We start from the raw sequence: 13,327 nt of genomic DNA on the forward strand, positions 1-13,327 counted from the left end.
TCATCCGGCGATGTCGAAGCTGAAGATCTTCGACGGGTAGCCTACGAAGCCGTCGGCATCCACCGCCAGCACCCGCCAGAACCACTTGCCCGCGCCCGGCGCCGCCGCGTCCACCGTGGGGTTGGCCGACTCCTGGACCTTCACGTCGCCCGCGAAGTCCGCCGTCGTCCCCAGCTCCACCCGGTACACCTTCGCGCCCGGCACTGCCTTCCAGACGAGCGAGGGCGCCTTCGGGTATGTGCCACCCCGGGGCCGCTCCAGCACCGGCGCCGCCAGGAGCGCGCGGGGCGCTTCCGGGGCCTGTCCCGCCCGGACCCGAGAACCGAAGCCCGCGTCCACGTCCACGGAGCCTGCCTCCGCGCCCAGGGCCACCTTGCCCTCCAGCGTCTCCAGGCGGCTGGTGCCGTCCTCCTGCTGGGACACGCGGAAGCGCGTGCCGCGCACGCCCGCCACCGCGCCGCGCGTGCGCACCTCGAAGGTGGAGCCCGTGCCGCCCGGCGCCGCCTGCGTCTCCACCGTGCCCTTCACCAGGTCCAACAGCACCTTGCGCTGGCGCTCGGCGGTGAGCTCCAGCGTGCCCAGGCGCACGGCGCTCCGGGGGGACAGGAACAGGCTGCTGCCGTCCGCCAGCGCCAGCTCCGCCCGGCCGGTGTCGTCCGTCGCCACGAGCTCGCCCGCGTACAGCGAATCCCCCGCGAGGCGCGCCGTGGGCTGGCCCCCGCCGGTGCTCACCGTCACCTGTCCGCTGGCCGTGCGCAGCCGGGCCACCGCGACCTGCATGGGGCGCTCCACGTACGCAAGCTGGAGGCGGCCCGGGGTGTTGGCGTCGGCGGGAGGCGCCACGAAGGACACGCGCGTGCGGGGGATGCCGGCGTTCACCAGCACCTCCGCCGCGGCCTTCGCCACCGCCAGGCCCTGGCCGTCCAGCCGCTCCGCGTCCGGCAGCTTCGCGGCCACGGTGAGGCTGCGGATGGCGGGGCGCGCCTTCACGGCCTCCGCCACCTCGCGCAGGCAGGCCTCCGTCTTGGGCCCCTTCGCCTCCAGGGGCTGGCCCGTCGTGAGCCGCCCGTTGTCGAACGTCAGCCCGCCGCAAGCACTGTCCGCCTCCGCCGCGAACCCCGCGACAGGCGAGGCCGACAGCAGCAGCGACAGCATCAGGGGGGCGCCCGCCTTCCTCACGGCGACACTCCTTCCGCCTGGCCGGCGGTCTTCAGGACGTTGAACTCCACGCGACGGTTGTTCTCCCGGCCCTTCGCCGTGTCGTTGGTGTCCACCGGCTTCGTCTCACCATAGCCCACCGGCTCCAGGCGCTTCGCGTCGATGCCCGCCTTCTTCAGCCAGGCGACCACGGTGTTCGCGCGCCGCTGCGACAGGTCCAGGTTCTTCGCGTCATCGCCCTGGCTGTCCGTGTGTCCCTCCACCCGCACCAACTCCAGCTCCGGATGGGCACGCAGGATGGAGGCCACCTGCGCCAGCAGCGGGAACGACTTGTCCAGGATGACGTCCTTGCCGGTGGCGAAATACACCTTGTCCAGGATGACGATGCGCGAACCCTCCAGGCGCACCTTCGACGCGCCCTTGTCCGGGCACCCGTCCTCGTCCTTCACCCCGTTGATGACCTCCGCCTCCAGCGGGCACTGGTCCGCCGTGTCGGGGATGCCGTCCCTGTCGTTGTCCGGATCCGGGCAGCCGTCCTCGTCCTCGAAGCCGTCCTTGTCCTCGGCGGCCGTGGGGCAGCGGTCCTCCGCGTCCGGGATGCCGTCGCCGTCCGAGTCCGCGGGAGCGGGCGGCAGGGCGAGCGCGGCCGGGGGCGAGGCGCCTTCCGAGTCCGGCCGCGACTCCGGCTTCGCTTCGGGCACCGTGTCCGGGCAGCCGTCGTCGTCGCGGTAGCCGTTCACCGTCTCCGGCTCGGTGGGGCAGGTGTCATTCACGTCGGGGATGCCGTCGTTGTCGTCATCCGGATCCAGGCAGCCGTCGTCGTCCTGGAAGCCGTCGAAGTCCTCGGGGCCCAGCGCGCAGGCGGGGGCCCGCGCGGCGGCGACCGGGGCCGGAGCACCGCCCGGCGTATAGGCCAGCCCCGCGAGCACGCGGAAGGCGGGCGTGCCATAGCCGCGCGTGAGGCCCGGTCCGGCGCCCACGTGCGCGGCGAAGCCCTGGGCGAAGCGGTACTTCACCGCGCCCAGCAGCTCCAGGGGGAACTCCTCCTTGTCGGACTCCGACAAGCCCACCGCGCCCGCGATCGTGGCCTGCGCGGACAGCGCCTGGGTGATGGGCACCTCCGCGCCCACGCCGAACGCGAGCTCGTTGCCCACGCGCAGGTTGCGCAGGTCCTGCGCCTTGCGGAGGTTCACGCCCACGTTGGCGAGCAGCCGCAGCGACGGCGTGGCCCACTCACCGGCCACGCGCGGCTGGAAGGTGAGCCCCTCCGCGCCCAGGAAGTGGTCCCCACCGCCAGTGGGCAGGGTGAAGGGCGCGACCACCGCCAGGGTCAGCGCGCCCTTGTTCAAGAGCGCCAGCTTGGGCACCACGCGCAGGTCACCCAGGCCCGCCGTGCCCACGCCGTCCACGAACTGCTCCGACACTGCTCCCGCGGGCTGCGACCCGGTGACCGTCAGCGGCAGCACCAGGCCCACCTCCAACCGGTCGAAGAGGGACACCGCGCCCATCAGGTCGAGCGACACCTGCCGCTCCACGATGCGGTAGACGAACGTGTCCTCGCGCGGGTCGTAGAAGTTGAGCGGCTGGTGCGCGTAGTTGAGGGACGCGCCCACGTTCCACGTCAGGTGCGGCGCGACGCGGGCGCTGTTGAGCCCGAGCACGTCGTACGCGCCCGGCCCCGGCTTGTACTGCTGCACGTCGATGGCCTGCGACACCGAGGCCTGGGCCTGGGCATTCGACGCGACGCCCAGCGACAGGCCCGCCGCCACCGTCACCGCCAGCCCCCGGCCCGTCGCACCGAACCGGCGGCGACGGCCGAGGAACGGCACGGACAGCAGCCCCAGCGCCAGCGGGAGCAGGCCCCCGGCACCGCCCGTCGAGCAGCCGCGGCCCAGCACCTGGAAGTCATCGTCGGCGTCGAGCGGATTGGTGCCGCCCTTCACCTCGATGCCGTCGGACACGCCACCGCCGTCGGTATCCGCCTTGTTGGGGTCGGACTCATTGGCGTCGCGGATGCCGTTGGCATTGGTGTCCTCCTCGCCGTCCGACAGCCCGTCGCCATCCGTGTCACTGGCCAACGGGTGGGTGGGGTTCTGCCCGTGCACCTCGATGCCATCCAGCAGGCCATCGCTGTCCGTGTCGGCCTTGCGCCGGTCGGTCTCCGTGTCCTGGGTGATGCCGTCGTGGTTCACGTCTTCCTCACCATCCGTCAGGCCGTCGTTGTCGCTGTCGGTGTCGAGCGCGTCGATCTTCCCGTCGCCATCGGTGTCGACCAGACCATCGATGCCGTCCGGAAGGCCGTCGCCGTCGCTGTCCGGGTTGAAGGGGTCGAGGCCCAGCTCCAGCTCGGTGGCGTTGTCCACGCCGTCACCATCCGCGTCCACGTCGTCGGCGGCATTGAGCGGATTGGTCTCACCCGGGTCCACCTTGCCGTTGTGGTTCTTGTCCTCGAAGCCATCCCAGACGCCGCCGTTGTCGGTGTCGACGTTGAGCGGGTCGGTGGTGGTGGCGGGGTCGGCATCCGCGACGAAGAGGGCCGGGTCGGTGCCGGTGCCCTGGGGCGCGGTGAGGCCCAGCTCCACGCCGTCGGAGAGGCCGTCGGAATCGGAGTCTGCGAGGGTCGGGTCGGTCTCCGTGTCCTGGGTGATGCCGTCGTGGTTGGCGTCTTCGTTGCCATCGAGCACGCCGTCGTCATCGGAGTCGTCATCCAGCGGATCGGTGCGGCCGGAGTGGACCTCGACGCCGTCGGAGAGTCCGTCGCCATCGGTGTCTGCGTTGCGCGGGTCGGTGCCGTACTGGGCCTCTTCCGCGTCGGAGAGGCCGTCATTGTCGGCGTCGTGGGTCGCGGTCCAGGACCAGGTGGCGGGCGATTCATCCACGTTGCCCGCCGCGTCCGTGGCGCGCACGGCGAGGGTATGGGCACCCGCCGTCACGGTGAAGATGGTGGGGTCGGCGCAGGACGAGAACGGGCCGTCATCCAGGCTGCACGCGTAGGTGACGCCCGTCTCGTTGGAGTCCAGGTCGAACGTGGCCGGGTTCGGCGCGTTGTCCGCGACCGGGCCCGAGCGGATGAAGGTGTCCGGCGCGGTGGTGTCCACGGTCCACGTGAAGGTGGCGGGCGTGGGGTCCACGTTGCCGGCCGCGTCCACCGCGCGCACCTGCACGGTGTACGTGCCGTCCGCCAGGTCCGTCCGCGCCTGGGGGCTGGTGCACGGAACGAAGGTCCCCGTGTCGAAGCGGCACTCGAAGGTCGCGGTGGAGTCGTTTGACGTGAACTCGAAGGACGCATCGCGGTTCGACGTGACGGCCGGCACGGACGCGGTGAGGGACGTGTCCGGCGCCACAAGGTCCACGCTGAAGGCGGCGCTCGTGGACGGGCTGACGTTGCCGGCCGCGTCCACGGCGATGACGCTGACGGTGTGCGCGCCGGTGTCCAGCACCGGGCCCGTGGTGAAGGTCCACGCGCCAGTGTCGGAGGCCACGGCCGCGCCCACGAAGACGCCGTCCACCGTCACGCGCACGGTGGCGCCGGCCTCAGCGGTGCCGGCGTAGGACACCGCGCCCGTGTTGAAGAGCGCGCCGTTCGCGGGCGAGGTGATGGCCGGAGCCTCGGGGAGGCTCAGGTCCACCGTCCACGTGTACTCGGCCGGCGTCGGGTCGGCGTTGCCCGCCGCGTCCACGGCGCGCACGGCGAGGGTGTGCTCGCCCTCGGAGAGGTTATCGATGGTGAAGGGGGTGTCGCAGGCGTTGAACTCCAGGGAGTCCACGCTGCACTCGTAGGTGATGCCGCCGCCGGTGGAACTGAACTCGAACGTGGCGCTGGCGCTGTTCGAGGGCTGGGCGGGGCCCGACTCGATGGTGGTGTCCGGCGCGTCGGTGTCGATGATGAAGCTGAGCGACACGGGCTCGGTGGTGTTGCCCGCGGCGTCCGTGGCGGTGGCGCTCAGCGTGTGCGTGCCGTCCGCGAGCGTGGCCTGCACGGGGTAGCTCCACTGCCCCTGGCTGTTGACGAGGACAGGGCCCAGCGGCGCGCCGTTGTCGAGCACCAGGTACACGGTGCTGTTCGGCTCGGCGGTGCCGGTGATGACGGGCGAGGCGGAGGTGAGCACCTCGCCGCTCGTGGGCTGGAGGACGATGGGCGCGTCGGGAGGCGTGAGGTCCACGGCCCAGGTGTAGCTGGCGGGCGTGGGGTCCACGTTGCCGGCCGAGTCGACGGCGGCGACGGTGAACGTGTGCGAGCCCTCATCCAGGCCGGTCGCCGTGTACGGCGAGGCGCACGCCACGCTGGTCGTATCCAGGGTGCAGACGAAGCCGGCGACGTCCGCGTCCGTGCCACGGAAGGTGAACGTGGCGGACGGGCTGTTGCTCGCGACCGGGGGCTGCGAGGTGATGACGGTGTCGGACGACTCCGAGTCGACGATGAACGTCAGCTGGGACGCGTCACTGACATTGCCCGCCGAGTCCGTCGCGGTGGCGGTGACCGTGACAGGGCCCTGGGGCAGGTCGGTGGCGGGCGTGAAGCTCCAGTGACCGGTGCCATCCACGGTCAGCGGACCGTAGGAGGTACCGCCGATGACGAGCGTCACCTGCGAGCCGAGGTCGGCGGTGCCGGTGAGGGTCGGCAGCGCGGTGGTGACCGTCGCGTTCGGGGCCGGCGAGGTGAAGACCGGCGCGTCCGGCGCGGTGGTATCCACGCTGAAGGTGGAGGTGGCGACGGGGCTGTTGTTGCCCGCGCCATCCTGGGCGACGGCCGTGACGGTGTGGCCGCCGTCCGCGAGCGCGGGGCCGGGCGAGACGCTCCATTCACCGGAGTTGTTGGCGGTGACGGTGCCCAGCGGAGTGCCATCCACCGTCACCGTGACGCGGCTGCCGGGCTCGGCCGTGCCGCTGTAGGTGGTGGGGGCCGCGGGCAGCACCGAGCCATTCGCGGGCGTGGCGATGACCGGCGCGTCGGGCACGGTGGCGTCGACGGTGAAGGACACGGTGCGAGCGGGGCTGGTGTTGCCCACCGCGTCGCGGGCCGTGACGGAAATGGTGTGCGGGCCGTCCGTGAGCGTGGAGGACGTGCAGGACCAGGCGCCGTCGGAGTCGGCCGTCGTGGTGCAGAGCACGGTGGTGCCTTCGCGCACGGTCACGGTGCTGTTGGCCTCGGCCGTGCCCGTGATGACGGGCGTCGACGTGGCGACCTGCTGGCCGGACGTGGGTGCCGTGACGACCGGAATCGCCGGGGCGGTGGTGTCCACGCTGAAGGGAACGGCCGTGCTGGCAGGGCTCGTGTTGCCCGCCGCGTCCCGAGCGGTCGCGGTGATGGTGTGCGGGCCGTCGGAGAGCGTGGAGGACGTGCAGGACCAGGCGCCGGAGGCGTTGGTCGTCGCGGTGCAGAGGATCGTGGTGCCCTCGCGAACCGTGACGGTGCTGTTGGCCTCCGCCGTTCCGCTGAGCACCGGCGTCTGCGTGGCCACCGCCTGGTTGGCCGTGGGCGCCGTGATGGCCGGCGCGACGGGATCGATGGAGTCGACCGTGAAGGGAACGGACGTGCTCGCAGGACCCGTGTTGCCAGCCGCATCCCGCGCCATGGCGGAAATGGTGTGCGGGCCTTCCGCGAGCGTCGACGAGGTGCACGACCACGCGCCGGAGGCATTGGCCGTCGCGGTGCAGAGGATGGTGGTGCCCTCACGCACGGTCACGGTGCTGTTGGCTTCCGCCGTGCCGGAGAGGACCGGCGTCTGGGTCGCCACGACCTGACCGGACGTGGGCGACGCGATGACGGGCGCCACCGGAGCGATGGAGTCCACGGAGAAGGGAACGGCCGTGCTCGCCGGGCCGGTGTTGCCAGCGGCATCGCGCGCGGTGGCGGTGATGCTGTGCGAGCCTTCCGAGAGCGTGGCGGACGTGCACGACCACGCGCCGGACGCATTGGCAGTGGTGGTGCAGAGAATCGTCGTGCCCTCGCGCACGGTGACGGTGCTGTTCGCTTCCGCCGTGCCACTGAGGACCGGCGTCTGCGTCGTCACGGTCTGACCCGACGTGGGCGCTGTGACGACCGGAGCGACCGGAGCCACCGTGTCCACGGTGAACGGCACGGCCGTGCTGGCCGGACCGGTGTTGCCCGCCGCATCCCGCGCCGTGGCGGTGATGGTGTGCGCCCCCTGCGCTAGCGTGGAGGACGTGCAGGACCAGGCGCCGGAGGCGTTGGTCGTCGCGGTGCAGAGGATCGTCGTGCCCTCGCGAACGGTGACGGTGCTGTTGGCCTCCGCCGTACCGGAGAGGACCGGCGTCTGCGTACCCACCGACTGGTTGGCCGTGGGCGACGCGATGACCGGAGCCACGGGAGCGACCGTGTCCACGGTGAAGGGAACGGCGGTGCTGGCCGGGCCGGTGTTGCCCGCCGCGTCGCGCGCGGTGGCGGTAACGGTGTGCGAGCCCTCCGAGAGCGTGGAGGAAGTGCAGGACCAGACACCAGACGCATTGGTGGTCGCGGTGCAAAGGACAGTGGTGCCCTCACGAACCGTGACGGTGCTGTTCGCCTCGGCGGTGCCGGAGAGAACCGGCGTCTGCGTGGTCAGCGTCTGCCCGGAGGTCGGAGCCGTGACGATCGGCGCCGCCGGGGCAGTGGCATCCACGGAGAAGGGAACGGCGGTGCTGGCCGGGCCGGTGTTGCCTGCCGCATCGCGCGCTGTGGCGGTGATGGTGTGCGAGCCGTCCGCGAGCGTCGACGAGGTGCAGGACCACGCGCCGGAGGCATTGGCCGTCGTGGTGCAGAGGATGGTGGTGCCCTCGCGAACAGTGACGGTGCTGTTTGCTTCGGCGGTACCGGAGAGGACCGGCGTCCGGGTCGCGACGAGCTGATTGGCCGTGGGCGCTGCGATGACCGGCGCCACTGGAGCCACGGTGTCCACCGAGAAGGGGACACTGGTGCTGGCCGGGCTCACGTTGCCCGCCGCGTCCTGCGCGGTCGCGGCAATCGTGTGAGAGCCCTGCGCGAGCGTCGACGAGGTGCAGGACCACGCGCCGGACGCATTGGCCGCAGCGGTGCAGAGCACCGTGGTGCCCTCGCGAACGGTGACGGTGCTGTTGGCCTCGGCGGTGCCGGAGAGGACGGGCGTCTGCGTGGCCACCGTCTGGCCCGCAGTCGGAGCGGCGATGATCGGAGCCACCGGCGCGGTGCTGTCCACCGTGAAGAGAACGGCGGTGCTGGCCGGACCGGTGTTGCCCGCCGCATCGCGCGCCGTGGCGGTGACGGTGTGCGCACCGTCGGTCAGCGTGGAGGACGTGCAGGACCAGGCGCCGGAGGCATTCGCGGTGGCGGTGCAAAGGACGGTGGTGCCCTCGCGAACCGTCACGGTGCTGTTGGCCTCCGCCGTACCGGAGAGGACCGGCGTCTTCGTGGCGACCAACTGATTCGCCGTGGGCGCAGTGATGGCGGGCGCCGCCGGAGCGGTCGTGTCCACGGAGAAGGGAACGGCCGTGCTGGCCGGGCCGGTGTTGCCTGCCGCGTCCTGAGCCGTGGCCGTGATGCTGTGCGGGCCTTCCGCGAGCGTGGAGGAAGTGCAGGACCACGCACCGGAGGCGTTGGTCGTCGTGGTGCACAGGACGGTGGTGCCCTCGCGCACCGTCACGGTGCTGTTGGCCTCCGCCGTACCGGAGAGCGTCGGCGTCTTCGATGCGACCAGTTGATTGGCGGTGGGCGCCGTGATGACCGGAGCGGCCGGGGCCACGGAGTCGACGGTGAAGGGGACCGAGGTGCTGGCCGGGCCAGTGTTGCCCGCGGCATCCCGCGCCGTGGCGGTGACGCTGTGCGCACCTTCCGAGAGCGTGGAGGACGTGCACGACCAGACGCCAGACGCATTGGCCGTCGCGGTGCAGAGCACGGTGGTGCCCTCACGAACGGTCACGGTGCTGTTGGCCTCGGCGGTACCGGAGAGGACCGGCGTCGACGTGGCCACCGTCTGGTTGGCCGTGGGCGCCGTCACGACCGGAGCGGCCGGAGCCACGGAGTCCACCGAGAAGGGGACGGCCGTGCTCGCCGGGCCGGTGTTGCCCGCCGCATCGCGCGCCGTGGCGGTGATGGTGTGAGCCCCTTCCGCGAGCGTGGAGGACGTGCAGGACCACGCGCCCGAGGAGTTGGCCGTCGTGGTGCAGAGGATCGTGGTGCCCTCGCGCACGGTGACGGTGCTGTTGGCTTCCGCTGTGCCGCTGAGCACCGGGGTCTTCGTCGTCACGGCCTGGTTGGCCGTGGGCGCGGTGACGACCGGCGCGGCCGGAGCCACGGTGTCCACGCTGAAGGTGGTCGTGCTAGCGGGGCCCGTGTTGCCCGCCGCGTCGGTGGCGGTGACGGTCGCCGTTTGGGTCCCCTGGGGCAGCGTCGTCGTCGACACGCACGACCAGGCGCCGGAGGCATTGGCCGTCGCGGTGCAGACCGTGACGCCACCCACCACCACGGACACCATGCTCCCGGCCTCCGCGAAGCCGCTGAAGGTGGGCGTCGTGCTGCTCACCGCCGCGCCATTCGCGGGCGCGACGATGACCGGCGCCGTCGGAGCCGTCACGTCCACCACGAACGTGCGCCCGGCGGACGCGGGACCGGTGTTGCCCACGGCGTCCCGCGCCGTCGCTGTCACGGTGTGCGAGCCGGACCCCAACGTCACGCTGGACGCGCAGCTCCAGGCGCCCGTCACGGCGTTGGCCGTCGTGGTGCAGAGGACCGTCGTGCCCTCGCGCACCGTGACGGTGCTGCCGGCCTCCGCCGTGCCGGTGAACGTCGGCGTCGCCGTGTTGAGCTGCGCATTCTGGGCGGGCGTGGAGATGACCGGAGCCACCGGCGCCGTCGTGTCCACGTTGAACCCCACGGACGTCGTGGGGCTGAGGTTGCCGTTGGCATCCGCCGCCTGCGCGGTCACCGTGTGCGCGCCGTCCGGGAGCTGCACGGCCGAGGTGCAGCTCCAGTTGCCGGACGCGTTCGCCGTCGCCGTGCACAGCACCGTCGTGCCCTCGCGCACCGTGACGGTGCTGCCGGCCTCCGCGGTACCGCTGAAGGTGGGCGTGCGCGTCGCGAGCGTGGAGCCCACGGTGGGCGCCGTCACCGCGGGCGCGGCCGGCCCACCCACCGGCGTCGTCGTGGGGCCGGTCCCCACCGGCGGCGAGGACGGGAACGTCGTCTCCGGCGCTCCCTGCTGCCCGGTGCTGCGCACGATGGCCTGGTTGTCGATGCTCCCCGAGGCCCCCACGTTGATGGTCACCCGGAACACGACGGTCGTGCTCTCGTTGATGTTGATGACGCCGCCCTGCGTGGCGTTGGCGCCCGTGCCCAGGCGCACCGTGAGCCGGCGGTTCGCCGGGTCGTAGTCGCCCTGGTCGTCACCCGTCGCGTCCGTCTTCGCGCCCGCGTTGGCGCCCGTGGTCACCCGCAGCGAGCCCGGCACGTAGGTGACGTTCGAGGGCAGGTTGTCCGTGAGCACCGTGAGGATGCCGGAGTCATCACCCGTGTTCGTCGTCTGCACCGTGTACTCCAGCACGTCGCCGCCGCGCAGGCTGCCGTCCGGACGCGGGGACACCGCCGCCACGCTCTTCACCGTCTGGATGAAGTCCGGCTTCTGCGTGGAGATGGACGTGATGAACGCGCCCAGCAGGTAGACGTCCTGCGTGGAGCTGGCGGACACCGTCGCGGACGTCTGGCCCGCGGAGATTCGCGACGTGATGTCCACGACGTCCATGTCCAGGCCCTCGATGGTGCCGGGCGTGCCGGTGAAGCGAGGCAGGTCCCCTTCGTTGCTCTGCGCCACGCCCAGCCTGCTGCGCGTGCCATTGAAGAAGTTGTTCGCCGGGTTCTGCGCGTCGGACAGGGCCGCGCCGTTGAAGTTCAACGCGTCGCCCGTGATCGAGGCCTCACCCTCGTAGGCGATGACGCCCAGCTTCGCGCTGTAGCCGGAGGCCGGCACCAGGAAGCCGGACAGGGTGGCCGTCGCGGGAGCCCCGCTGGCCACTGGATCCAGGCCGTCGAAGAGCGTGAGGTTGCGCAGGGGCTCGCTGGCCAGCCGGTAGAAGACGACCATCGACCAGCCGGAGTAGGGGAGGGTGTCGTTGACGTTGCGGAAGTCCAGCGCGTCCGCGCCGGCGAGCAGGTACGTGCCCGGGCCGCGCTGCTGCACCAGCGCCGTCACGTCCGCCGTGGACTGGTAGGCGTAGTTGCTGCCGGCTGCGTAGCCCTTGCTGGAGTCCGCGGTGATGGGCGTGGCGAACGCCCCCGCGCCCACCCGCGACAGCGTCACGGACGTCCCCGGCTGCATGGTGCCCGTACGGCTCTGGACCGAGCGCACCGCGCCCCAGTACAGCCGCGCATACGTCACCACCGCCCCCGCGGGCAGCGTCAGCACCGCCTGGCTCCTCGAGTCCGCCGGCGTCACCGACGTGTCCGCGAACGCCGTGAGGCCGTCGGTGGTCCAGTGCACGTCGGACGCCTGATCACTGGTGTTGCTGCCGCAGGCCCCCACCGTCCCGGTCAACGGCGCCGGGGTACCGGGGCGGCACTCCTGGGACAACGTGTTGCCGAACAGGATGAAGTCGCCCCGTTGATCCACCTGGTAGCGCAGCGCCGGAGCGGCGGAGGCCATCTGGGGAAGGAGTGCCAGGAGCACCAGGCACGACAACATCCAGACACGCGAGAGGGGGGCGGCGACCCGGTCGGAGCGGAGGGGGAGGTCGTTGGAAGTGGGGTCCATGGAGGTCCGTCGGTGCGGCGGCGGAGAGGGGGGCGGGGGTGTACGGGAACCCGCTCCCGCCGTGTGTCCAGGCGCTTGCGCGGGCAGGTTCATGTGCCGGGGGAGCACCGAGCCGGGGAGCGTCAGGCGTGCTGTCGCGTCATCGGCGTCGGGCGGGGGCGTAGGCACGGGCCAGCGCAAAAGCAAGGCCAGGGCCAGCCCTCGTGGAAGCGGCGCCGCTGAATTCTTTCGCGCAGTTGGAATAAGTGACGCGCCCGCACGGAGCGCGTTGTCCAGCTTGCGGATCCACTTTCCAGAATCCGGATCCGCTCCCACGCGAGTCTCGATGCGTCACTCCGGGCCGCGCGAGCGGATGCGAAGGACTCGCACTGCGGCGACGCCGCGAAGGCACCCGGACGCGGAGTGGATTGATGTAGAGGATCTGTGCTGGCGCTCGCGCGTCTTGCTAGCGCGGAGCTTCAAGCAATTGCGACACGTGCTCCGCCAGGTCCGGCAGCGGCTGGGGCTTGCTCAGCACCAGGTCCACGCCCAGTGCCTGCGCGCGCGTCCCCAGCTCCGGCGTCGCGAACGCCGTCAGCAGCACCATGCGCGTGGCGGGGGAGGACTCACGCAGCCGCTCCGCGATGATGAGCCCTTCCTCGGACTGCGTTCCGCTCAGGCGCAGGTCGCTGATGACCAGGTCGTACCGGCCGCGCTTCACGCGCTCCAGGGCCTCGTCCAGGTCCGTGGCCGAGTCGACCTCGTACCCGGCGCTGGAGAAGAAGCGGCCCAGGACCCAGCACAGGACCGTTTCATCATCGACGATCAGCAGGTTCCGGGGCACACGAGGAGGCATGAGCAAGGGAGGGGCCAGGGTCCCCGGGAATAAAGCGGTGAAGTCTTTACAGCCACTTGGCCCGGCGGAAACACGTCCGCCGCGCGCGTTTGTCCAGGTTGCGGATCCATTTTCCGGAATCCGGACTGAAACAGACAAGGGCGGCAGCCCGGTTTTTCAGCGCATGGGGATGGGCTGGGGCTGGTCCTCGTTGGCCGCCGCAGGGATGAGCGCGGACAGGTGGAGGATGAGCACCGGCATCAGTTGCGGCTTGGGCAGCAGCTTGGTGATGCCGCTGGTCCACGCCGAGTGCCGGACCTCGTCCAGTGGCAGCGCCGTCATCAGCAGGATGGGGACGCGCGAGTCGTGCAGGCGCAGGTCGCGAGCGAAGCGCAGACCTTCCTCCATGCCGGGCCGGCCGAAAGGATGGTCGATGAGGACCGCGTCGAACAGGTTCGTGTCCAGCAGGCCTCGCGCCTGGGAATCCGTGCGAGCGGTGAGGACGGTGAAGCCCGCGGCCGTCAGGTGACGCGCCGTTGCCCCACGAACCGGGGGCTTCGAATCGAGGAGGAGGATTTTACCGTGCATGCACAACAACAGTGCAGCGGTTGTGCCACGCGGGGTGTCATCCACCCAT

4 protein-coding genes are annotated in these 13,327 nt (G+C 71.5%); all 4 read right to left on the bottom strand.

The features are described from left to right. The 4 genes from ACX114_RS18290 to ACX114_RS18305 all read right to left on the bottom strand — a co-directional run bounded on the left by ACX114_RS18290 (position 1) and on the right by ACX114_RS18305 (position 13,278). Positions 1-1,179, bottom strand: a complete 1,179-nt coding sequence (locus tag ACX114_RS18290) for a FecR domain-containing protein (protein ID WP_459299449.1) — start codon at positions 1,177-1,179, stop codon at positions 1-3. After that, positions 1,176-11,792, bottom strand: coding sequence for an Ig-like domain-containing protein (locus ACX114_RS18295; protein WP_459299451.1), 10,617 nt, complete (start codon positions 11,790-11,792; stop codon positions 1,176-1,178). Before ACX114_RS18295 ends, ACX114_RS18290 begins: the two co-directional genes overlap by 4 nt. A gap of 529 nt (positions 11,793-12,321) precedes the next feature. Next, complete coding sequence (locus ACX114_RS18300) at positions 12,322-12,711, bottom strand: response regulator (protein ID WP_459299453.1); 390 nt, start codon at positions 12,709-12,711, stop codon at positions 12,322-12,324. Positions 12,712-12,867: 156 nt separating this feature from the next. Further along, positions 12,868-13,278, bottom strand: a complete 411-nt coding sequence (locus tag ACX114_RS18305; RefSeq protein WP_459299455.1) for a response regulator transcription factor — start codon at positions 13,276-13,278, stop codon at positions 12,868-12,870. Positions 13,279-13,327 lie beyond the last annotated feature (49 nt).

The organism is Corallococcus sp. M7 (genome assembly GCF_054512695.1).

Bases quoted from the DNA above. Each gene is read 5' to 3' on its own strand.
- ACX114_RS18300 (WP_459299453.1), bottom strand. From the start codon at position 12,711: ATGCCTCCTCGTGTGCCCCGGAACCTGCTGATCGTCGATGATGAAACG.
- ACX114_RS18305 (WP_459299455.1), bottom strand. From the start codon at position 13,278: ATGCACGGTAAAATCCTCCTCCTCGATTCGAAGCCCCCGGTTCGTGGG.